The organism is Clostridium sp. CM027 (assembly GCF_024730565.1).
GTDB classification, from domain to species: domain Bacteria; phylum Bacillota; class Clostridia; order Clostridiales; family Clostridiaceae; genus Clostridium_AD; species Clostridium_AD estertheticum_B.
Genome location: NZ_CP077725.1, coordinates 1922254 through 1944763 on the forward strand (window position 1 = coordinate 1922254; position 22510 = coordinate 1944763).

22 protein-coding genes and 1 pseudogene are annotated in these 22510 nt (G+C 30.5%); 13 read left to right on the plus strand and 10 right to left on the minus strand.

From position 1 onward, the window contains the following. Positions 1 to 2 precede the first annotated feature (2 nt). The 8 genes from KTC92_RS09090 (at position 3) to KTC92_RS09125 (ending at position 8825) form a co-directional block, all read left to right on the plus strand. The gene (locus KTC92_RS09090; protein ID WP_220286460.1) at positions 3 to 902 is read left to right on the plus strand and encodes an ABC transporter ATP-binding protein; all 900 of its coding nucleotides are present in this window, start codon (positions 3 to 5) and stop codon (positions 900 to 902) included. Further along, positions 877 to 2823 (plus strand): DUF6449 domain-containing protein, encoded by a 1947-nt coding sequence (locus KTC92_RS09095; protein ID WP_220286461.1) that lies wholly within the window; start codon positions 877 to 879, stop codon positions 2821 to 2823. Before KTC92_RS09090 ends, KTC92_RS09095 begins: the two co-directional genes overlap by 26 nt. Before the next feature lie 123 nt (positions 2824 to 2946). Beyond that, a complete protein-coding gene (locus KTC92_RS09100) occupies positions 2947 to 4527 on the plus strand; it encodes a spore germination protein (RefSeq protein WP_216302699.1) in 1581 nt (526 codons plus the stop codon). Beyond that, the gene (locus KTC92_RS09105; RefSeq protein WP_216302698.1) at positions 4524 to 5678 is read left to right on the plus strand and encodes a Ger(x)C family spore germination protein; all 1155 of its coding nucleotides are present in this window, start codon (positions 4524 to 4526) and stop codon (positions 5676 to 5678) included. The genes KTC92_RS09100 and KTC92_RS09105 overlap by 4 nt, the downstream gene beginning before the upstream one ends. Before the next feature lie 18 nt (positions 5679 to 5696). Next, positions 5697 to 5912, plus strand: a complete 216-nt coding sequence (locus tag KTC92_RS09110; RefSeq protein WP_216302697.1) for a hypothetical protein — start codon at positions 5697 to 5699, stop codon at positions 5910 to 5912. A gap of 45 nt (positions 5913 to 5957) precedes the next feature. Then, positions 5958 to 7061 carry an endospore germination permease gene (locus tag KTC92_RS09115; protein ID WP_216302696.1) on the plus strand — a complete coding sequence of 368 codons (1104 nt, stop codon included), beginning with the start codon at positions 5958 to 5960 and terminating at the stop codon, positions 7059 to 7061. Between the two features lie 148 nt (positions 7062 to 7209). Then, complete coding sequence (gene mscL / locus KTC92_RS09120; protein ID WP_216302695.1) at positions 7210 to 7605, plus strand: large-conductance mechanosensitive channel protein MscL; 396 nt, start codon at positions 7210 to 7212, stop codon at positions 7603 to 7605. A gap of 122 nt (positions 7606 to 7727) precedes the next feature. Further along, a complete protein-coding gene (locus KTC92_RS09125; RefSeq protein ID WP_216302694.1) occupies positions 7728 to 8825 on the plus strand; it encodes a DUF3810 domain-containing protein in 1098 nt (365 codons plus the stop codon). Positions 8826 to 8927: 102 nt separating this feature from the next. On the opposite strand, the gene KTC92_RS18685 is transcribed toward KTC92_RS09125, so the two are convergent. The 3 genes and pseudogenes from KTC92_RS18685 to KTC92_RS09135 form a co-directional block, all read right to left on the minus strand. Further along, a complete protein-coding gene (locus KTC92_RS18685) occupies positions 8928 to 9224 on the minus strand; it encodes a C40 family peptidase (RefSeq protein ID WP_366510001.1) in 297 nt (98 codons plus the stop codon). A gap of 40 nt (positions 9225 to 9264) precedes the next feature. Next, positions 9265 to 9312 (minus strand): annotated as a pseudogene (locus KTC92_RS18690) (hypothetical protein); the annotation flags it as partial. Between the two features lie 1062 nt (positions 9313 to 10374). Next, the gene (locus KTC92_RS09135) at positions 10375 to 11583 is read right to left on the minus strand and encodes a serine/threonine-protein kinase (RefSeq protein WP_216302692.1); all 1209 of its coding nucleotides are present in this window, start codon (positions 11581 to 11583) and stop codon (positions 10375 to 10377) included. Positions 11584 to 12069: 486 nt separating this feature from the next. Here KTC92_RS09135 and KTC92_RS09140 point away from each other — a divergent pair, with 486 nt between their 5' ends. Both KTC92_RS09140 and KTC92_RS09145 read left to right on the plus strand, forming a co-directional pair. Then, positions 12070 to 12510: a cell wall hydrolase gene (locus tag KTC92_RS09140; protein ID WP_216302691.1), complete on the plus strand. Its 441-nt coding sequence runs from the start codon at positions 12070 to 12072 to the stop codon at positions 12508 to 12510. A 65-nt stretch (positions 12511 to 12575) separates the two neighbouring features. Further along, positions 12576 to 13022, plus strand: coding sequence for a hypothetical protein (locus KTC92_RS09145; RefSeq protein WP_220286463.1), 447 nt, complete (start codon positions 12576 to 12578; stop codon positions 13020 to 13022). A gap of 74 nt (positions 13023 to 13096) precedes the next feature. On the opposite strand, the gene KTC92_RS09150 is transcribed toward KTC92_RS09145, so the two are convergent. The 3 genes from KTC92_RS09150 to KTC92_RS09160 all read right to left on the minus strand — a co-directional run bounded on the left by KTC92_RS09150 (position 13097) and on the right by KTC92_RS09160 (position 15308). Beyond that, positions 13097 to 13792 (minus strand): peptidylprolyl isomerase, encoded by a 696-nt coding sequence (locus tag KTC92_RS09150; protein WP_253198144.1) that lies wholly within the window; start codon positions 13790 to 13792, stop codon positions 13097 to 13099. Positions 13793 to 13962: 170 nt separating this feature from the next. Further along, a complete protein-coding gene (locus KTC92_RS09155; protein WP_216302689.1) occupies positions 13963 to 14793 on the minus strand; it encodes a type I phosphomannose isomerase catalytic subunit in 831 nt (276 codons plus the stop codon). A 20-nt stretch (positions 14794 to 14813) separates the two neighbouring features. Next, a complete protein-coding gene (locus KTC92_RS09160; protein ID WP_220286464.1) occupies positions 14814 to 15308 on the minus strand; it encodes a hypothetical protein in 495 nt (164 codons plus the stop codon). Positions 15309 to 15680: 372 nt separating this feature from the next. Here KTC92_RS09160 and KTC92_RS09165 point away from each other — a divergent pair, with 372 nt between their 5' ends. Next, a complete protein-coding gene (locus tag KTC92_RS09165; RefSeq protein ID WP_165413030.1) occupies positions 15681 to 15824 on the plus strand; it encodes a hypothetical protein in 144 nt (47 codons plus the stop codon). An 82-nt stretch (positions 15825 to 15906) separates the two neighbouring features. On the opposite strand, the gene cysS is transcribed toward KTC92_RS09165, so the two are convergent. The 4 genes from cysS to ymfI all read right to left on the minus strand — a co-directional run bounded on the left by cysS (position 15907) and on the right by ymfI (position 19210). Beyond that, positions 15907 to 17313 (minus strand): cysteine--tRNA ligase, encoded by a 1407-nt coding sequence (gene cysS, locus KTC92_RS09170; RefSeq protein WP_220286465.1) that lies wholly within the window; start codon positions 17311 to 17313, stop codon positions 15907 to 15909. A gap of 370 nt (positions 17314 to 17683) precedes the next feature. Further along, positions 17684 to 17815: a hypothetical protein gene (locus tag KTC92_RS09175; RefSeq protein WP_258280570.1), complete on the minus strand. Its 132-nt coding sequence runs from the start codon at positions 17813 to 17815 to the stop codon at positions 17684 to 17686. A gap of 198 nt (positions 17816 to 18013) precedes the next feature. Further along, positions 18014 to 18343, minus strand: a complete 330-nt coding sequence (locus KTC92_RS09180; RefSeq protein ID WP_216302686.1) for a hypothetical protein — start codon at positions 18341 to 18343, stop codon at positions 18014 to 18016. A 126-nt stretch (positions 18344 to 18469) separates the two neighbouring features. Further along, positions 18470 to 19210, minus strand: a complete 741-nt coding sequence (gene ymfI / locus KTC92_RS09185; protein WP_216302685.1) for an elongation factor P 5-aminopentanone reductase — start codon at positions 19208 to 19210, stop codon at positions 18470 to 18472. A gap of 272 nt (positions 19211 to 19482) precedes the next feature. Between ymfI and KTC92_RS09190 the strand changes: the two genes are divergently transcribed. Both KTC92_RS09190 and tkt read left to right on the plus strand, forming a co-directional pair. Beyond that, positions 19483 to 20214, plus strand: a complete 732-nt coding sequence (locus KTC92_RS09190) for a YesL family protein (RefSeq protein WP_216302684.1) — start codon at positions 19483 to 19485, stop codon at positions 20212 to 20214. Positions 20215 to 20364: 150 nt separating this feature from the next. Beyond that, complete coding sequence (gene tkt, locus KTC92_RS09195; RefSeq protein WP_216302683.1) at positions 20365 to 22356, plus strand: transketolase; 1992 nt, start codon at positions 20365 to 20367, stop codon at positions 22354 to 22356. Positions 22357 to 22510: the final 154 nt, after the last annotated feature.

Sequence of the window (22510 nt, forward strand, 5' to 3'; positions counted from 1 at the left end):
ATATGATTTCAGTAAAAAATGTTTCTAAATCCTTTGCTGATTTAGAAGCATTACAAAATGTAAACCTTAATGTTAATAAAGGCTCTATTTACGGCCTTGTAGGTTCAAACGGTGCCGGAAAAACAACTCTTTTAAAGCTTTTAGCAGGTATCTATAAACAGGACACGGGAATAGTTCAAATAGCTGGTGAAAATGTGTTTGAGAATGTATTAACCAAATCAGAAATTGTATTTATACCAGATTCCCTTTATTTCTTTTCCCAATATACAATAGATAATATGGCTAACTATTATAAAAATATTTATCCTAAATGGAACAATGAAAGATTTGAAAATCTAATAAAAGTATTTGATATGGATGTAAATAAAAAAATAAATAGTTTATCTAAAGGTATGCAAAGACAGGTTGCCTTTTGGCTTGCACTATCAACTATGCCTAAGGTTATGATTTTAGATGAACCACTTGACGGCTTAGATCCAGTTATGAGGCAAAAGGTCAAAAACTTAATAATCCAAGATGTGGCGGACAAAGAAATGACTATTATTATTTCTTCCCACAATTTAAGGGAATTAGAAGATATCTGTGACCATTTAGGAATTCTTCATAAAGGAACTCTCATAGTAGAAAAAGATTTAGATGCGTTAAAATCTGATGTGCATAAAATACAAATTGCCTTTAAGGATAAAGTACCAAAAGAACTTCTTAGCGGTGCTAATATACTCCACAAGGAAGAAAGAGGAATAGTGCTTCTTCTAATTGTTAGAGGAAATAAGTCTGATGTTATTAATTACTTTAATAAATTTAATCCTGTGATTATGGATGTTCTTACTCTTACATTAGAAGAAATATTTATATATGAAATGGGGGCCGTTAACTATGAAATTGAAAACATCATGCTTTAATAAAGGGGTACTCGTAAATGATATAAAACGCTTTGGCTGGATAGGCATATGTTACACAATATTTTTATTATTTGAAGTACCTTTTAAAATATTGATGATGAACGCTAGTAACACCGCTCATCCAGAGTATTCTTCATCAATGAAAGATATTTTTAATAATAACATACTATTGATGTCCACTGCAGTTATACCGGTTTTAACTGCTATACTATTATTTAGATACATACAAAACAAAAAATCTGTAGATATGATTCACGCTCTTCCTATAAAAAGGGTGAAGTTATATGATAACCATATATTTATAGGAATACTGCTTCTTGTATTACCAGTAATTATCACTGCACTTTCTTCATTATTACTTAAAGAATCTTTAAATTTAAACACTGCTAACATTCACTTTACGGTTAATAATGTTATGTTCTGGGCTGGACTAACAATTTTATTTAATATTGTTATTTTTCTTTCAAGTGTTTTAGTTGGTATGTTCACAGGACTTTCAACTGCACAGGGAATACTTACGTATATATTTTTATTTTTACCGCTTGGATTAACTGCCTTAATTAGTTATAATCTTGACTTCTTTATTTATGGCATTGCCAGTAACTACTATATAAATAATAGCATAGAATTTTTTTCTCCAATTACAAGATTTTTAACTAATACACCAATGACTTCAATGGAAATATTTATATATATAATTTTATGTATTATTCTTTACCTTGTAGCTAGATTCGCATACCATAAAAGAAATTTAGAAGCTGCATCTAATGTTGTTGCTTTTAAACATCTACAGCCTGTATTTAAATATGGCATAACCTTCTGCTGTATGCTAGTAGGTGGAACGTATTTTAAAAGCGGAGGCTATGATATACGCTTTATTATACTCGGATATGTTATAGGCTCTGTAATTGGATATATTATTGCAGAAATTATAATAACTAAATCCCTAAGAATTTTTAGAAATATAAAGGGGTATTTCATGTACGCAGGTATTATCGCCCTACTAGCACTTGTTATTAATTCTGATATTATTGGATATGAAAAACGAATTCCTACTATAGAAAATATCGACAGCATTGTTATAGATAATGGGTTCTATTATACAACTAGTTTAAAGGAGGACAACCCAATATCTGCTTATCATGAAATACAAACTCTTAATAACATTGTGAAATTGCATAGTAAGCTTATAACTGATAAAAAAACTTTAAAGTACGCTTCAAATACAAATAAGCAATTTGATATTCTATATAACTTGAAAAATGGAAAGCAAATAAAAAGACAATATAATATTCCACAAGATGAGTATGGAAAATATCTAAAACCTATATATGAATCAAAGGAATATAAAGAATTTCATAATAGTATTTTAAACACCGATTATAAATCCATTGATAAAATTTCAATTAACTCAAGATATAAAAATAATGGGATAACAATAGCAAACCAAACAAAAATTAAAGAAGCAACAGATATTTTGAAAAATGAGGCTTTAAATGAAACTTATGAAAGCATCATAGATTCAAGAGATTCATGGGCGAGTATTGATATATTATTATCAAATGATGAAAGAATAAATTTATCTTGGAAAAAATCCTATAAAGAATTTGAAAATTGGTTAAAACAAAATGGATACTATTCTAAGGCTAGAATTTTGCCTGAAGATATAGACTATGCTATTATAGAAAAAAGAAACCCTAGCAACCCCCATGGAGGAATTAATCTTTCGGATGAAACCGTCAATGTAAAAAGACTTAAAATCACTGATAAAACTAAGCTTGAAACCTGTCTAACAAACTACTCACAAAATGTTGAAGGACAGTATGCTTTAGGTCTACATATGAAAAACGGTGATGATATTACTTATTTAAATATTGAAACCGCATATGTACCTGATTTCGTTCGCGAATATTTCAAATAAAACAAGAAAATATGGGGACGGTTAATAACTAATTGCATGCAATTAGTTATTAACCGTCCTTTTTTTATATTTTTACCAAAGAAAGTTCAGATTTGGAGAGAGTATTTTAGGATGTTGAGCAAAATGTATATGATTAAATCATTTACAAATTGGCTAAAATATCTATATGTAGTTAATTATTATAATACAAAGGATGTTTTATTTATGAATGCAAATGACTTTTCAAATATAAACCTAGTAAAATCATTAGATGAAAATATTAATATGATAAAAAACATTTTTATTAATGACACAACAGTCGTATATAGAGATCTATCAATTGGCAAACCTACTAGCACTAAGTGTACGCTTGTTTATATTGATGGAATGGCAAATCTGAAAACAATTAATGAGGATATTATAAAGCCACTTTTGTTAGGTGATATATCTGAGATTAATGATAGTAACATTATGGATATTTTAATGCAAAAAATACTTTTAACTGCAGACAACAAAAAAACATCTATTGTTGATAATATTATTAATGAAATTATATACGGAAAAACTATGCTTTTCATAGATGGTTTGGCTGAAGTAATTTCCATCGGTACTATAGGATGGGAAAAAAGGGCAATTTCAGAACCTCAATCAGAAACTATAATTAGGGGACCTCGGGAAGGCTTTACCGAATCAATGAATTTAAATATTACACTTATTAGGAGGAAGCTTATTAATCCTAACTTAAAATTCGAATTCATGAGAATTGGTGAACAAACTAAAACTCAAATATGTGTATGTTATATTAAAGGTATAGCAATGGAACCTATACATAAAGAGCTAATGACGCGGCTTAATAATATTGATATTGATGGTATTTTAGATTCTGGTTACATAGAGGAATTAATTAAAGATGCCCCTTATTCTCCCTTTAGGACTATTTTTAATACAGAAAGACCTGATGTGGTAGCAGGTAAACTTCTAGAAGGAAGGTTTGCAGTTCTCTGCGATGGAACTCCTGTTGTTTTAACTCTTCCAACTATCTTTGTTGAGGTTTTTCAGAGCAATGAAGACTATTATAACAATTTTTTATATTCCTCCTTTGTCAGATTTCTTCGATGGTTATGTTTTTTTATTAGTACTAGTACTTCAGCTATATATGTAGCACTTGTTACCTTCCATCAAGAACTTATTCCAACTCCACTTCTTTTAAGTATATATTCTGCGAGACAAGGATTACCTTTTCCTTCAATTGTAGAAGCCATGGGCATGATGATTGTATTTGAGATACTTAAAGAAGCAGGTCTTAGAATGCCTAAACATATTGGCGGAGCAATTAGTATAGTAGGTGCCTTAGTGCTTGGTGATGCTGCTGTTAACGCAAGACTAGTCAGTGCCCCTATAGTAATAGTTACTGCACTAACTGGAATTTCAAGCATTATGCTACCTCAAGTGTTAGGAATAGTAGAGATACGAATAATTTTTTTATTATTATCTTCCTTCCTAGGTTTATATGGTTACATTTTTGGCGTAATGGGTTTAGTTCTTCATATGATGTCTATTCGTTCCTTTGGTATACCTTATATGACTAACATCCCTTCTTTTTCTATTCAGGATATAAAAGATACGGTAATTAGAGCTCCCTGGTGGGATATGTATTTAAGACCGAAGCTATTTACAAAAAATAAAAGGCGTCAAAAAAAATTAAGAAAGAGAGACTCCAAATGAAAAAAAAAATCGTAATCATAATTTTTATTATAGCTATGTGTCCTATTATATTATGCGGGTGCTGGAACTATAGCGAAATAGACACATTAGCAATAGTAGCTGGCGTTGCTATAGATAAGGATATATCAACAAATAAATATATTGTTACAACAGAAGTTATAACCACGCAACGTCAAGGTGGTTCCTCAACCATTGGTTCTGAGCTATATAGCTCCGAAGGTGACAGTATATTTAATGCGGTGAGAAATATGATAAAAAAAACTGGTTTAAAACTTTTTTGGAGTGCTGAAAAGGTGCTAATAATAAGTGAGCCAGTCGCAAATGAAGGGGTAATTCCGGTGATCGATTGGGCCCATAGAGACTCCAGCCTTAGATCAGATATGTGGATTCTAATAGCAAAGGGTGATAGTGCTGCCGAAATTTTAAAAACTAAGGTTAATCTTAATAACGTAACTTCATTTCATCTTAATGATGCCATGACTTCATGGGAAACACTCTCTAAATTTCCTAACTCAATGTTATGGTTATTTGTCGATGCAATGTCTTCAGAAGGTAAGTCTGAAGCAATAGCTACAGTTAAAAATGAGCTTAATGCTGGAACTATAGTTCCTAATTTAAATGGCTCTGCTATTTTTAAGTCCGATAAGCTTGTAGGATATATAGATGGAGACGAAACCCTATACATGCTTATGATTCAGAACAAAATAAAACAAGGGTTAATTACTTTGAAAGATGTTTCAGGTTCTGGCACCAGCATAACCTTAGAAATACATGAAAATAAAACTAAATTAACCCCCCTTTATAACAATGGAATATCATCACTTATAATTGATATATACCCAGTTGTAACTATATCTGAGGTTGGAGGAACTAAAGATTTTATTAAAGAGGAAAATTTAAAAATACTTAAGAGTGAAGCAGAAAAAAAAATTGAAGATAATATACAATCTTTAATTAGTAAATTACAGAAAAATTACCATAGCGACGTTTTAGGTTTTGGAGAAATTTTCAAAAAAGAAAAACCAAAAGTAAGTGAGACTTACAAAAATAATGGAGAAGATATTTTGATAGGTCTAAAGACTGAAGTTAACGTGCACCTGAAAATAAAGGGTAGTGGTACAACAACAAATCCTATTTCAATAGAAAAATAATCAAAGGAGAATTTATAAATGTTTTTACTTGTAATAATTTTTTATATCATAGTAATGTTTTTTGAAACTGTCGTACTATTAAAAGAAAAAGATATTGGTAAAATAGCACTTTATTTTTCTCTGATTATATTTTCAATGATAATTAGCATTCTTCTAACTTTAGGAGTACAGTTACCAAGTCCATCGAATCAAATAAAAAATATTGTAGTTTCGATATTTGGCAAATCAAATTAGTTTATTTACTGTTTATCATTACAGCAAATAGTATGGGAGGCATAAATGAAAAATGAAGTTATTTCTGAAAGACAAGCTACAATACTTATAATACTTTTTATAATTGGAACTTCTTTTTTAAGAGGATCTGGAGGAGGCGATGCAAAACAAGATGCCTGGATAGCAATAATTATTGCTATTTTGTGGTCTATTATATTGTTACTTATGTTTTCTAAAATTTTATCCTCATATCCTGGGAAAGATTTATTTGATATACTTCAAATCGTTATGGGGAAGTTTATAGGGAAAACAATAAGTATACTAATGATATGGTTTGCCTTTCATGATGGCTCCTTAACTCTTAGAAGCTTATCAGAATTTACTGATATCTTAGCGTTACCTGATACACCAGTGGTAGTTCCTATGATTTTTTTTACTATACTTCTTATATGGTGTTTAAAAGAAGGTATTGAAGTCTTAGGAAGATGGTCTGAGTTCTTCATTTGGATTGTAATTCTAATATTTTTTACTGTCTCTATATTTTCAATTTCACAAATGAATATAAGCAAATTAAAACCAATACTAAGTAGCGGTGCCGCTCCACTTCTAAGAGGTGCTTTCTCAAGTTTTACTTATCCATTTGGTGAAACCGTAATTTTTACAATGGTATTTTCTAATATATCTAAAGTTAGAAATTATAAAAAAACATTTATGGTAGGCTTACTAGTGGGTGGAGGGCTTATATTTTTAGCAACATTAAGAAATATTTTAGTATTAGGAAGTGGAACCTTATCAAGATTATATTTCCCTTCTCCCACGGTAATAAGCCTTATTCACCTAGGTAATTTGCTTCAAAGACTCGAAATGACAGTAGCTATTCAATTTTTAGTATGCGTCTTTGTTAAAGTAAGTATATGTATTTTTGCAGTTTGCAATGGAATTTCCAAGGTTTTTGGATTTAATGATTACAAATTTATTGCAACACCTGTAGCTCTTCTAATGTTTAACTTCTCTTTTTTTGTTTACGAGAGTACCATGGAAATGTCATCCTGGACTTTGAATATATTGCCATATTATTCTTTTGTATTTGAAGTTATAATACCTTTAGTTATTTTTATTGTGGTGGAGATTAGGAGTAGAAGTTCAAAAACAACAAGCGTAATTAAATAATTACTTAGTATTGTTTCAGCTAAGTCATATGCAAATGAGTATAACAATCATATTTTTCAAAATTATTTTTTTAGTATAAATAATATATGATATAATATAAATACTTTTAAAATTTCTAGTATATGCATTGAAAGGAAGTGTTCCACATATGTTGAAAGAATTTAAGAAATTTGCTCTTAAAGGGAGTGTATTAGATTTAGCAATAGCTGTTGTTATAGGTGCGGCGTTTTCTAAAATAGTTACCTCTTTAGTGAATGAAATTATAATGCCCTTCCTTGGCATATTAATGGGTGGAATTAATTTTAGTAGTTTACAATATGATATACCTTCATCTATAGCCGGTGGAGTAGCATTGTCAATTAAATATGGTTTATTTATTCAATCTATCATAGACTTTTTAATAATTGCTTTTTCACTTTTTATATTTATAAAAGCTATACAATCTGTTAAAAAGAAAGAAATCGAAAAAATTATCGCTCCCAAAATTTCAAATGAAGAAGTGCTATTAAGTGAAATTAGAGACTTATTACAACAAAGAAAATAATATAAAAAATCTCCAAGTAAACATTTCACTTGGAGATTTTTGTATAATTAATTATATTTACATTCAATTTATACAAACAACTAAAACATGGGAGTTATAAATATATAAAGGAGGTGCTTCGTTTGAAGTTTTTTTCCTGTAAGAAGAAATCATCATTTTTAATCTTGCTTTTACCCTTAGGTATTCTCCTAACTCAAATATCTAGAATGTTTCCGACTCTTATAGAAAAATACTATTCATCATTTTTTTATAAAATAATTGCTAATATTTTAAGTGCAATTACCCACTTCTTACCATTTTCTCTTGCAGAACTTACAATTATTTTCTTTGTAACTTTCGCGTTATTGTATATTTTAAAAACAACTTTTGACTTATACAAATATGAAAATAAAAGATTAGGTATTTTAAAACACTTTGTTTTAAATATACTTGCTGCATCCGGATTAATATATTTTTCATTCCAGTTTTTATGGGGATTTAATTATCAAAGACTTACACTCAATAAAATATTTCAGTTAAATGTCCGCTCGTCATCTTCAAATGAACTTGCTTCACTTTGCATGCATCTTATAAATAGTTCAAGTTCTCTAAGAAAAAAAACAAACGAAAACCAATATGGTGTAATGGAACTTTCTTATAATAAAAAGTATATCCTAAAAACTGCTCAATTAGGATATGATAAAGTTTCACTTAAATATGCTGCATTAAAAGGTAACTATGGAATACCTAAGGGTATATTACTTTCAAGTCCAATGTGCTATACAGGAATTACAGGTTTTTATTTTCCTTTTACTAACGAAGCAAATATTAATATGGCAGAACCTGATTCATTCCTTCCATTTACCACGGTTCACGAAATGGCCCATCAAAGAGGCTTTGCCAAAGAAGATGAAGCAAACTATATTGCATATATAGCTTGTATAAATCATCCGTATATAGATTTTCAATACTCTGGAACACTTGCAGCATTATCTTATTCATTAAATGCATTACAAAAAAGTGATTCACAAAAATATAAAGAATTGATTTTAACTTGTAGCACAGGTGTAATTAATGACTTGAAGTACAACCAATCTTTTTGGGAAATGTACTCCGGTCCTATAGAAAAAATAGGAGATAAAATTAACGACACTTATCTTAAATCTCAAAATCAACAATCGGGAACAAAAAGCTATGGTGCAATGGTCGACTTACTTCTTGCTGATTACAGAGAAAAATGATTTTAAAACACCGTGGTTAAAATTAACCACGGTGTTTTAAAAATCATCAATCAAACCTATTATATTATTTCTGTGAATCATTTTATGTTATTTTACATGTTGCTATCTAACTCTTCTTGCAGACATATAATCACTTCTCGTTAATTGTGATATTTTAACTACATCCCCTGTGCTTGGTGCGTGTATGTATGAATTATTTCCTACATAAATACCAACATGGTGAGGACTTCCTGATCCAAAGAATACCAAATCTCCTGGTTGTAAATTCTCTCTAGACACATATGATCCGTGAGTTATCTGAGCATAAGTATCTCTACCTGTAGTAACTCCAAAATGTGCATATACATATTGAGTAAAACCTGAACAATCAAATGAATTTGGACCCGTTGCTCCCCACACATATGGTGTTCCCAGGAAAGTTTTAGCATATTCTATTACTTCATTTGAACCAATTGGTAAAGTTGGTTTTGGTAAAGTCGGTTTTGGTAAAGTTGGTTTTGGTAAGGTTGGTTTTGGTTTGCTTACCTCTTCAACTATTTCTTTTTCATCATTTGTTTCATTTTTCACTGCGGTACTTACCTGCCCTCTTGATGGGGTATTTTCTTGAGTTTTTTTAGTATCTATTGCCATATCGTATTTACGTTTTTGATCTGCTTCATCTTTTATTTGATTCGTAGTACTGTCTACTGAAGCCTGTATTTTTATCATCTCATTTTTATTCAATTCTTCCTGTTTATTAGCTTCTACTACTAGTAGTCCTTGTTCTTTTTTCTTTGCACTAAGCTCGTCCAATTTAATTTCATTATTAGCTTTTAACGCTAGAACTTTTACTTTTTTATCATTAAGAGCTTTTTTTCTATCCTCAATAATTTTCTTTTTCTCATTTAATTCTTTAATAATTTTGTTATCATATTCTACAATTTTTTTAACATTTTCTACTCTTGAGATAAGGTCTTCGACTCCTTCAGAATCAAGTAGTATCTCTAAATAACTATCTGCTCCGTTCATATACATTGCTCTCATTCTTTCATTAAATACAGATTCCTCGCCCTTTATATTGTGCTCGGCAACTACTATATCTTTTGTAGTCTTCTCTATTTTTTTCTCAGTACTATATATCTCATTTTTTGCTTTATCAATTCCTGCGTTCATGTTCCCAATATCTAAATCTAACATTTCAATAGATATCTCTAATTGGTCAGAATTCTTTTGTGACAAACTATATGAACCCTGTTGTTCTAGCAGCTGCTTCTTTTGATTATCTAACTGCTGCGTTAGTGACACTGCGAACATCGGCTTACTTACTGACATAACTAGTCCAATAGCTATAAGTAAAGGTAATATTCTTCTTCTCATTGTTACTCCCCCCATATCTTATGTTGTAAAATCATCATTAATTCTCATATTATTATTTCCTAACCATATTATAGCACTATATTAGGCAATTGGAACGATTAATATAAATTAACCTTATTAACAGTCCAAATTAATTTAAATTATTATTACCTGTCCAGCTCTATACATCTACATCCATTTCTAAATATCTCATTTATTTAATCTTTTTTACTATGTTTGTTTGTTTGTTTTTTCGTTTTTCTTTATCCTTTGCTTTAGATAATTGCGGCGTTTTTTCTTTTATTGAGCTATCTTGTGTAATATAACTAGTTGCTACCTTTACATGGCTTATAATAGGTGTCTTAACAGACTTCTTTATAGCCTCCTTAATAGCATCTTTCTCTATACTTGATGACCCTACTACGGGGCTCACTATTTCGGTCCTATCTATAGTGTTCATAACTGTACTTTCTTTTTTATTCCCATGGAAAATATAAATGCTTGCTAGAGTTACAACTAGACAACAGAAAAACCCATTTTTAATTTTTGTTAACTTCCCTTTATTTGTGATTTTTGTTTTAGCTTTTTTAGTCCCCACATTTGTGCTAATATTATAGTCACTCAAACCCGCTATTTTTTCATATTTATCTTTTTTTAATACTTCTAAAATTTCTTTTTTTAGATCTTTAACCGAAATATATCTATCCTTAATATCAATCTTAACGCACTTCTGTATTATTATTTTTAATTTTTCATTAATATCAGGCCCATAATTTTCGTCCAAAAGAGGTTCTATACCTGTGAAAGGGGTCTTCCCTTTCACCATAAAGTATACTAACATTCCGATGCCATATATATCTGTTTGCGTACAACATTTCCCTAAGCCGTATTGCTCTGGAGCCGCATATCCATTAGAACCTGCGCACACTGTGTCTTGCGACTTGTCACCCTTATAAATTTTCGAAATACCAAAATCAATCAAAACAACTTTTTCACTGATTGTTATAATTATGTTCGATGGTTTTATATCTCTATATATAATAGCTGGATTTTGATTATGTAAATATCCTATAATATCACATAAATCAGATGTAATCCGGCAAGTTTTTTCTGTCTGTATTCTACCATTTACCTTAACATACTCCTTTAGTGTTTGACCCTCTACGTAATCTTGAACCATATATAGATTGTTATTTTCATAAAATATATCAACTATTCTCCGAATACCTGGATGGCTTAGATTTTTTAAAATGTTAGCCTCTGTTAAAATATCTATATTTTTTGTATTTTTTATTACTTCTTTTATAGCCCAAAAATTACCCTGAATTATATTTTCGCATAAATAAACGGTGCCCATTCCACCCTTGCCTAAAATTTTAATTACTACATATTTTTTGTCTAATATATCTCCACTATTTAGCATAATTCACCTCTTGTATAAATGTTTCATAACTTATTCATCTAATAACATATGTATAAATATAAAATTTTAAGTGATATTTTCTTTTTATAGTCATACCTTATCCAATAATAATATATATATAAATATAGGTATATTGGGTATCTAATATCCTTTACGCGAAAGTATATACAAATATAAAATGCATTTGCTATTATTGTTTTACCACAAATAATAATAGCTTAACAAAAGAGAACACAAATACAAGGTAATTATATCAAACTTCCCATTGATTTACCATGTATTCATGTTAAATGTTACTAACAATATGCCAATAGGATTTTTATTAGAGTTTCTTTAATGCTATATAGCTATCTCTCACAATTTATTAAATACCCAATAAATCTTACAGTTTCCTTGTAAATAAAAAATTTCTTTGTTTTTTTAAGTACCATTATTAACTCCCTGAATATAATAACACTGTAGAGCGAATTAAGGAGATGACTATTTATGGCTTTCAGTGCTAGGGAGTTATTGGCTAGAATACTACAATGTGAGGCTGGTGGAGAAGGCGAAAATGGGATGAAAGCTGTTGCCTCTGTAGTTATGAACAGAGTGCACGTAGCAGATGGTGAATATCTTAGGATAGGTCAAGGTGATTTAAGGAATATCATATTTCAGGAAGGACAATTTGATTGTGCAAGATCTGTAATTCGTGGTGTGACTAACCCACAAACCATTTGGGCAAGTCGACCAGAGCAGATACATTATGATATTGCTGATTGGGCTTTAGCTGGCAATAGATTATATACAACAGGTGAGTCCTTATGGTATTTTAATCCCTATGCACCATGTCCAGATGAATTCCCTTTCAATGGTAGTGGTATCTATCAAGTCAGTGTAGGTCTACATTGCTTTTACAATCCCACAGCGAAGTATTTTACTACTTAATTAAAAAGCATTACTAACTATACCTTTAGATAATAATTTAATATAATTTTTAAGGAGGATATTTTATGTTTATAGCACCACCTAACAATTTTAATCAAATTCCAATGTGGGACAGTGTTCCTGTGTTTTCTGAACCCCCAATGGCACCTATTCCAAAATTTGGTACAGATGATAATACAAGAGAAAGACCTGCGATGCCAACCCCTGATAATAACCAGCACCGTGAAATGCCACCTGTCTCACCCATAGTAGATAATCCACTTTATAATCAAGGTTGGTTATCTACCCAAATAGGTAAATATATAAAAGTAGAATTTTTAATTGGAACTGGTATGTGGGTTGATCGCGAAGGCATATTAAAAGAAGTTGGTATTAGTTTTATTGTCATTCAAGAAAGTGGTTCAAATGATCTGGTAATGTGTGATATATTCTCTATTAGATTTGTAAGAATTTTTAAAAACCAATCTAAATGTACAGATAATTATGAAAAACAGACAAAATCTTCGTATTAATGTAATTTAAAATCACGAAACATATAAAAGATGCCCCTAGTGAACTTAACTCACTAGGGGCATTTCTTATAATTTTATTTTACATTCTCAACTTCACCATACTTTACTCCAAACGTGTCCACAGTAACTTTTTTCATCTTTTGATCTTTTTTAGGTTTATCATTACTCCCAGTCTCAACAGCTACTATTTTATCCACTGTTTCCATACCTTCTGTAACCTTACCAAAAGCAGCATAATCACCATCTAAGTTGCTACTTTCCTTAATCATTATAAAAAACTGTGAACCAGCTGAGTCTTTATCAGCACTTCTAGCCATAGATACTACTCCTCTTTCATGTTTTAAAGGGTTGTCGAAACTATTATTACTAAACTCGCCGCTTATTGTATACCCGGGGCCGCCCGTGCCCGTTCCTTCTGGGTCTCCTCCTTGTATCATAAAACCTGGTATTACCCTATGAAAAATTAATCCATTATAATAACCACTCTGGACTAAAGAAACAAAATTTCTAACTGTATTCGGTGCAATTTCTGGATATAATTCTACCTTAATAGTCGAGCCATCTTCCATTACTATAGTAACCATTGGATTTTTGTCATTAGCTCCTTTTTCTGTTTGTTTTTTAACTACTGGAGTAGGTTCTACCTCTTTTGTTGCTTTAGGTTTACTATCGACATTATCTTTTTCCGTATTAGCGCATCCAGCTGCCAAAAACACAAAAATCACTGTACCCAATATCATTGTTTTTTTTAAAAACTTCATCCTTTTCATTTTTAAACGCTCCTTCATAACTTGCCTAGCATTAACTATCTTCCGCGAAAATACAATATTAACGACTTCGGAAGGAGATTTTCACTCCCACTGAAGTTTTATTTTTGTTATAACACGGAACCCTCACTTGTAGAAGTTTAAGACCTCCCTTTTGAAATGTCATTAATCCTCTACACACTAGATTTAATTAATTCCATATTACCTTCAAGTGTATACTCTATTCCTTTTGATATATAAACTGTTTCTTCTTCTTTTAATTTCATTTGCCCATTACTCACTTTTATTACTCCCTCGCCACATATTACAGTGTAGCTATGGAAACTATCATTAACTATGTCTATATAATTGTTATTGACAATAATTTTTTCCACTTTAAAATAAGGTGTCTCTAATTTATTAAAATTATCAATTTTCCCACCTTTATTCTTACCATCATAATCTATAACATCTAAGGATTTTTCAATATGCACTTCTCTGCCTCGTCCCCAGTCATGAAGTCTATAAGTAATGTTGCTATTTTGTTGCACCTCAATAAGCTTTACACCAGATTCTATAGCATGTACCGTACCCGCTGGTATGTAGATGAAATCTCCCCTGCTTATATTGATTCGTTCTAAATAATCTTCTAGTTTACCTTCTTTTATAATTTGCCTTAGCTTTTCTTTATTTAAACCTTTCTTTATTCCTGATACTAAAGTCGCTCCCTTTTTAGCTTCCAATATATACCAACATTCTGTTTTTCCATTAGCATTTTCAACCCTTTTAGCATAATCATCATTTGGATGTACTTGTACTGATAAGGTATCTTCTGCTTTTATAATTTTATTTAGTATAGGAAAATCACTACCACATCCTAAAATTTCAGACAATTCTCGTCCTTCATAAATTCCTTCTTGCACCGTAGAATTTCCCTCTTCATGACATGAAAGTACCCATTTCTCCCATCCCCATATTTTTTCACTTAAGTATGGCTTTAATTTTAAAATTAATTCTTTAGACAATACAACTCCTCCAATACACGTTAATTATTTTTTCCCATATTTGTTATTATACCTTTTGCCTCTTTCACAGTACTACTTGGCCCACAAATATCAAATTTACCATTATATTTGTTATCTACTTCAGCTACTCTTATAAGTATTTCATTGAAGTTCTTTGATGTATTAAGCGTTCCAGTCACTTCATATTGCCCTGTTTTACTATTTTTAGCTTCTATAAAAGTGCTATATCCCGTAGTCTTAAAAACATTGTTCTTCGCCCATATTCTCTTTAGAATAACCTTCTCTTTAATACCATCTACTTCTACACTTCCAGTAAATTCATAATTCAAAGATAATTTCTTTTTTAATTCTCCAACAAGCTTAATTTCAGTTGATTTGTTAAATTCACTATTCTCATCATACATATATCCACCATAGTTTCTTTCAATGCTCACCGGTCTAAAATATATAACTGATATTAAAATCATACCAATAACTGCAATTGCTATTGAAGCTTTCAAAGCTGATCTATCCATATTTATCACCTCAGATTTTAATTGTTTTATTTAAAATATATTACTTTCTGCCTTAAGCTATACATAATATTATAAACTAAATTTTCTTATCACTTCCTTTTTTAAAATTTTATCACATTATTAATTTAATTTCTATTATTTTGTAAAAACATTGGAAATTTAGTTATAATTTAGATGCATTATACTCTGAATATTGGAGAAACTAATATTTCATTAAATCATCTCCTGCGGAGCTGCAATATCAACGACTTCAGAAGGAGATTTATACTCCCACTGAAGTTTTTTATTTGTTAGGGCATGTAACTCCCACTTGTAGAAGTGGGAGACTTTCCTTCTGAAATGTCGTTAAACTTTAGAAAGGTGGCAATATCCATGGCAAGAAAAGATTCAAAAAACTACAATTACACTACCCAAGAGCAAATTATGATTAAGAAAAATGATGATGCTAGATTACCAAAACGACTTGGCAGCGATGAAAAAATCCAGGCGGCTTCAAAAAGAAGTAAAATAGAATAATTCCTACTCGGTCCATCCTATTTAGTTTAGATAAAACAAGGCATCTATGATTATTGCCCATAGATGCCTTATTAATTCATACTTATTTAACTTTCCAAGTCGTTCCTTCCTTAGTATCAAAAAGTTCGATATTCATAGCTATAAATTCATTTCTTATCTCATCTGCTCTTGCCCAGTTTTTACTCTCTCTTGCGTCAGTTCTTTCAATTATAAGCTTATTTATAAGCTCTTCATCTACATTTGTATCTTCCTTTTCAATTGTCATAAGATCTAATGAGAATATTTTATCAAAATCTTCTATAAGTATAGCTTTTTCCTTATTATTAAGTTCACCATCTTTTAAAACATCAAAAAGTACAGTGAAAGCATTTGCTATATTTAAATCATCACTGATATATGATGAGAATTTTTCTTTGTATGCGTTAGTTTTCTCACCACTCGTTACATCATTTTGATTTATAGAGTTTAAAACAGTAGCAATTCTCTCTTTAAGTTTTTTGTAGCCATTCCTAGCGTCATTTAAACTGTCGAAACTAAACACTAACTGTTTTCTATATTTAGATTGAAGACAGAAATATCTATAATCAAGAGGACTATATCCTTCTTCTTCAAGTCTTGCTACAGTTAAAAAATTCCCAGTAGATTTTGACATTTTACCACTATCTAGTACTAAAAACTCTCCATGCATCCAGTATTTTACCCATTTATGTCCTAATACTCCTTCAGATTGAGCTACTTCATTAGTGTGATGTATCGCAATATGATCCACTCCACCACAGTGAATATCTAAACATTCACCAATATATTTAACAGACATTGCCGAGCATTCTAAATGCCAACCTGGAAACCCCTTGCCCCATGGTGACTCCCACTGCATAATTTGATTAGAAAACTTAGAGTTTGTAAACCATAGTACAAAATCAAGTGGGTTTTTCTTATTAGGATCTATTTCTATTCTACTTCCTGCTTTCAGTTCATCTATGCTAAGGTTTGCAAGCTTAGTATAGTCTTCAAATTTGTCAATTTCAAAATACACATTTCCATTAGATACATAAGTGTATCCTTTTTCTTCAAGTTTTTTTATAAAATCTATCATATCCTGTATATGATCTGTAGCTCTACATACAATAGTAGGTCTTTTTATATTAAGTTTTTTACAATCTTCAAAAAAAGCATCTTCATAAAACTTAGCAATTTCCCATACTGTTTTATGCTCACGGCTTGCACCTAATGCCATTTTATCTTCCCCTTCATCCCCATCCGATTGAAGGTGCCCTACGTCAGTTACATTCATTACATGTTTAACTTTATAATTAAAATACTCTAAGGATTTTTTAAGTACATCTTCAAAAATATATGTCCTTAAATTGCCTATATGTGCATAGTTGTACACTGTAGGTCCACAAGTATACATTCCCACCTTACCTTCTTTATAAGGTACAAACTCATCTTTATTTCTAGTCATAGTATTATAAACATTAAAACTCAATATATTCACTCCTTCTTAAATAGTACAAAAGTATCCAAAGCTTTCCGGAAACTCTTACTAATAATCTAATCTTTTCATTTAAAATATAAAAAGCTACAGGCATGCTGCAGCTTTAAACTTCAAAGTATAAACAAGCACAGATTTTCAAATACAAAAGTAACTCTAATTATTTAGAATCTTAAAACAATAACATATATATAAATTCTAACATAATAATAAGATAATGCAATAAATTATGTTAATAATCTTTTATTTGCTTCTAATTTATAAAATTTGCAGATACGTTATTTAAATTATTTATAATTCTTCAATTTCCTATAAAATAAAAGTAGCAGAGCATATAGACAAAAGTTTATATGCTCTGCTCTTTTTATTTTCTGTCAGCAGACTGTTTTTTTGTTGTAGCATTTTGATTTTTTGCAGATTCTCTAGTTATAGGAGTATCATAATTACTTTTAGCTAATCTAGAAAATTTATTGTCAGGTTGGCTATCTTTAGGCATAAAAACATCTCCTTTATTTATATTGCTATTTATATGTTTCGCTATTTTCAAAAAAAATATTCTACCTAATTATAATTGTAGAACCCATTCTCATAAATTTATTTCTTATAGAATCTAGAAAACAAAAACCAATCTAAAATATAGACTGGTTTTTAAAAGATCATTTATATATTTGATTTATCTTAATTAGAATGTGCCTTATAGTATCTCTTCATAATCAACATCAACAATAACACTATCATCATAATTAATATCAATGGAATCTGAAGTATCTTTATCACTACTAAACATATCAGCTTTCGCAGCAAAATTTTTCTTTGTACTTAATTTGTAGATGAAATTTTTAGTACCCTTTATTAGTTTAAAACTATACCATACTAAAGCTCCAAAAACTAAAATTGCAAATAAGGCTTTAATAACAAAGATAGCTATATAAGGTAATGTTATTAATAAAACAATAAATGTACCAATTGATAAAACTGATTTAAATAACTTTGAAATTATATTTCTGCCCTTTGTATATTCCATGATAATCCTAGCCTTCTTTCATTTCATAAGATTTATTTATTAAATATTAATCTAATTATAACATATAATTAGAATCTAATATTAGAGATTGCTTAAGAAAGTATTAATAAATTATTAATAATATTATTATTGCATTCCTCCATCTATTGTTATCACCTGTCCAGTAATATATTTTGAATTTTCACTAGCTAAAAAGGTTACAAGCATGCCAACATCTCGCACTTCTCCAAATTTCATCATAGGTATTTCATTAGTTAAAGATTTGCGTTCGCCATCAGTTAGCCAACCATTCATTTCTGTATCTATAACCCCTGGAGCTATTGCATTAACCCTAATATTAGATGGTGCAAGTTCCTTAGCTAGTGCCTTTGTAAAAGAGTTAATCGCACCCTTAGATGCTGAGTAAATCACTTCACAAGAGGCCCCTACATTACCCCACATTGAAGATATATTTATTATGCTTCCACTTTTCTGTTTTATCATCTCTTTAACAGCACTGTGCGAACAATTAATTGTGCCTTTAAGATTTACATTTAAAATATTGTCCCATTCTTCTGGCATATCATCCATAAACAGCCCGACCTTTGAGATCCCTGCATTATTTATCAAAATATCTATTTTACCTAATTTTTCAACAGTAGTTTTTATCATACCCTTTGAAAATTCATAATCACTTACATCACCTTTAATTTTCAAGGCATAAGCTCCTAGCTCTCTAATTTCCTGCAAGGTTTTTTCAGCTGCTTCATCATTGCTTTTATAATTTATAACAACGCAAGCCCCAGCCTTAGCTAGCTCTATAGCAATACCTTTCCCAATTCCTCTAGATGCTCCTGTAACTATAGCTACTTTACCTTTTAAATTCATATATACCGCCCCTAACTTAAAATGTTTTCTTTTTTATTTATTATACCGCTAATTTACTAAATATTAAAACATCCCTTCATTTAATATCTTGTAAATAATTATCTATTCAATTATTCTTCTGTTCAGAATTCCAAAATTCAATCAACTTTTTTATGACTTCTACCTATTTAAATTTCACACAATTTATGTTACATTTTAGTTAGTTATAAAAAAATCCAAATTATTATACCTATTTACACAGTAGCATTTGATAAATGCAGTTGGAGGGAAAAATGGCTAATTTAAAAAGAAAATTTGGTGAAGGACCTATATATACGATAACTAATTATATATTTTGGTTTTTCTTGGGCAATCTGTACTTTCTACTTCTCAATATTCCACTACTTTTCATATTAATTGCACTCTTTTCTAATGGTTCAAATACAATTCCACAGGGGTTTATTTCTATTATCCTTATATGTTGTATCCCAATAGGCCCTGCCGCAACAGCTCTTCTTAGTGTTATGGGCAAACTTATCCGGGAAAAAGATATAAATATTACGAAAGATTTTTTTAAGGCTTATAAAGTTAACTTTTTCCAATCATTATTCTTTTGGTCTCTAGAAATAATTACACTATCTATACTATTTATTGACATCAAATTGGTTATTTCAAGTAGTTACCCAAAATTTTTAACTGTTTTTATTTTTATAGTTGTAGCTTTTATTTTTTCAATGAGTCTTTATGTGTTCCCAATAATCTCAAGATTTTATTTAAGTACAAAAGATATTTTTAAAACTGCTGCCTACTATACCATTCGTAAATTTCATATTACAATTTTGAATTTAGCTAGTTTTTTGGTTGTAATACTCATATTTTTTAAAGTTTCTACCTTTATATTAGTATTTATATCAAGTATCATCTGTTATTTAATAATGTTCTATCAGCAAAAAATACTATTGGAAATTGAGTATAATCTTAAAAAAAATACTGAGAAAATTCAGGAAGAAGGCCAAAATGGATAAAACCATTAAATAATACTTCAAATCAGATAAAAAACAATATATCCTTGCAATACAGAGAGTAATCTTTTATATTAAATATAGGACATATATCTATTATAAATAATTTGAAATATCATAATAATTAAGATATATAACAAGGAGGAATTTACATTGAGTAAAATTGAACAATTAACCGTAGATACTATAAGGATTTTATCAGCTGAGGCAATAGAAAAAGCAAAATCTGGACATCCAGGGCTTCCGCTCGGAGCGGCACCCATGGCATATACATTATGGGCGAAGCATATGAAGCATAATCCTTGCAATTCAAAATGGCAGGATAGAGATAGATTTGTATTGTCAGCTGGGCATGGATCAATGCTAGAATATTCTCTACTTCATCTTTTTGGATATGGTCTAACTATTGAAGATTTAAAGAATTTTAGACAATTGGGAAGTTTAACACCCGGTCATCCTGAGTATGGTCATACAAATGGTGTTGAAGTTACCACAGGACCACTCGGACAAGGTATTGCTAATGCGGTAGGTATGGCAATAGCCGAAAGCCATCTTGCAGCAAAATTTAATACTAAAGAATATACTATTGTGGATCATTATACCTATGCTATATGTGGTGACGGATGTAATATGGAAGGAATCTCTGGAGAAGCAGCATCCCTGGCAGGTACCTTAGGACTTGGAAAACTTATTTTAATGTATGACTCAAATAGTATAACTATAGAAGGAAATACAGATATCGCTTTTAGAGAAGACGTAAGTAAACGATTTGATGCCTATGGATGGCAGGTTTTATATGTAGAAGATGGCAATGATATGGACGCAATAAGTAGTGCCATTGAAACTGCAAAACTTGAGTTAAATAAACCTACATTTATTAAAATTAAAACTATTATTGGATTCGGTTGTGCTAAAAAACAAGGTACTGCCTCAGCACATGGGGAACCACTAGGAGAATCTAATATAACTGAAATGAAAAAATGCCTAGGCTGGAACCTCGATCCATTTACAGTTCCCGATGAAGTAACTAATCATATGGAAAATGTAAAGTCAGATCTTAGGGAAAAAGAAGAAACTTGGAACACACTTTATGCGCAGTATAGTGAAAAAAATCCTGAACTTGCTAAGGAATATGAAGCATGGCAAAGCGGAGAACTTTCTGTTGATTTACTTAAGATCCAAGATATGTGGAAGTTTGAAGGCACAGCAGCAACAAGAAACTCTTCTGGCGCAATAATAAATATATTAGCAAAACATGTACCAAACCTTATAGGTGGTTCAGCAGATCTTGCTCCTTCTAATAAAACCTATATGGAGGGCAAAGGTGATTTTTCTATGGAAGATAGAACTGGCACTAACCTTCATTTTGGAGTAAGAGAGCATGCAATGGCTGCTATTGCAAATGGAATATATGTTCATGGAGGTCTTAAACCCTTTGTTTCAACTTTCTTTGTATTTAGTGATTATATGAAGGGTGCAATGAGATTATCTTCCCTTATGAGTCTTCCAGTAATTTATGTTTTAACTCATGATAGTATAGCAGTTGGTGAAGATGGTCCAACTCATGAACCAATTGAACAGCTTGCAGCTTTGCGATCTCTACCAAACTTCAATGTCTTTAGACCAGCTGATTCAAGAGAAACAGCTGTTGGCTTTTATGCTGCAATGACTTCAAAAACAACTCCTACTGCATTAATACTAACAAGGCAGAATCTACCTTTGTATGAAGAAACCTCAATTGAAGCTTTAAAGGGTGCCTATGTCTTAAAAACCTATGAAGAAAAAGGTAGAAACCCTGATATAATTTTAATGGCTTCTGGTTCTGAAGTAGAATTTATTTATGAAGGAGCTAAGATATTAAATGACCGTGGTATCAAAGCTAGAGTAGTAAGTATGCCATCCTTAGATTTGTTTGATGCCCAATCAAAAGAGTACAGGGAATCTATATTACCATCAGACCTAAGATCCCGCTTGGCAGTTGAAGCCGCTTCTTCCTTTGGTTGGCATAAATATGTTGGAATAGACGGAGATGTAATCTCTATTGATAGATTTGGAGCTTCAGGTAAAGCCGACGATTTATTCAAAATATTCGGCTTTACAACAGAAAATGTTGTTAATAGAGCAATTAAATTGCTCCGTAAGTAATTTAATTAAGTTATAATTTTATTCTGAATAATTTTTTAAATCTTACACATAATATTATTAATAGTTATTAACTCACAGCTAGATAGATGAGCTCATCATTAATATAGATACAGCTAAAAGTTACTAACTACCATATGTATTAAATAAACTGTTT

Coding starts and splice junctions, on each gene's coding strand:
- KTC92_RS09150 (WP_253198144.1), bottom strand. CDS start 13,792: ATGAAAAGGATGAAGTTTTTAAAAAAAACAATGATATTGGGTACAGTG.
- KTC92_RS09090 (WP_220286460.1), top strand. CDS start 3: ATGATTTCAGTAAAAAATGTTTCTAAATCCTTTGCTGATTTAGAAGCA.
- KTC92_RS09135 (WP_216302692.1), bottom strand. CDS start 11,583: ATGCTAAATAGTGGAGATATATTAGACAAAAAATATGTAGTAATTAAA.
- KTC92_RS09145 (WP_220286463.1), top strand. CDS start 12,576: ATGTTTATAGCACCACCTAACAATTTTAATCAAATTCCAATGTGGGAC.
- ymfI (WP_216302685.1), bottom strand. CDS start 19,210: ATGAATTTAAAAGGTAAAGTAGCTATAGTTACAGGAGCATCTAGAGGA.
- KTC92_RS09110 (WP_216302697.1), top strand. CDS start 5,697: ATGTTTTTACTTGTAATAATTTTTTATATCATAGTAATGTTTTTTGAA.
- KTC92_RS09095 (WP_220286461.1), top strand. CDS start 877: ATGAAATTGAAAACATCATGCTTTAATAAAGGGGTACTCGTAAATGAT.
- KTC92_RS09180 (WP_216302686.1), bottom strand. CDS start 18,343: ATGGAATATACAAAGGGCAGAAATATAATTTCAAAGTTATTTAAATCA.
- KTC92_RS09175 (WP_258280570.1), bottom strand. CDS start 17,815: ATGCCTAAAGATAGCCAACCTGACAATAAATTTTCTAGATTAGCTAAA.
- KTC92_RS09115 (WP_216302696.1), top strand. CDS start 5,958: ATGAAAAATGAAGTTATTTCTGAAAGACAAGCTACAATACTTATAATA.
- KTC92_RS09100 (WP_216302699.1), top strand. CDS start 2,947: ATGTATATGATTAAATCATTTACAAATTGGCTAAAATATCTATATGTA.
- KTC92_RS09140 (WP_216302691.1), top strand. CDS start 12,070: ATGGCTTTCAGTGCTAGGGAGTTATTGGCTAGAATACTACAATGTGAG.
- KTC92_RS09165 (WP_165413030.1), top strand. CDS start 15,681: ATGGCAAGAAAAGATTCAAAAAACTACAATTACACTACCCAAGAGCAA.
- KTC92_RS09160 (WP_220286464.1), bottom strand. CDS start 15,308: ATGGATAGATCAGCTTTGAAAGCTTCAATAGCAATTGCAGTTATTGGT.
- KTC92_RS09105 (WP_216302698.1), top strand. CDS start 4,524: ATGAAAAAAAAAATCGTAATCATAATTTTTATTATAGCTATGTGTCCT.
- mscL (WP_216302695.1), top strand. CDS start 7,210: ATGTTGAAAGAATTTAAGAAATTTGCTCTTAAAGGGAGTGTATTAGAT.
- KTC92_RS09190 (WP_216302684.1), top strand. CDS start 19,483: ATGGCTAATTTAAAAAGAAAATTTGGTGAAGGACCTATATATACGATA.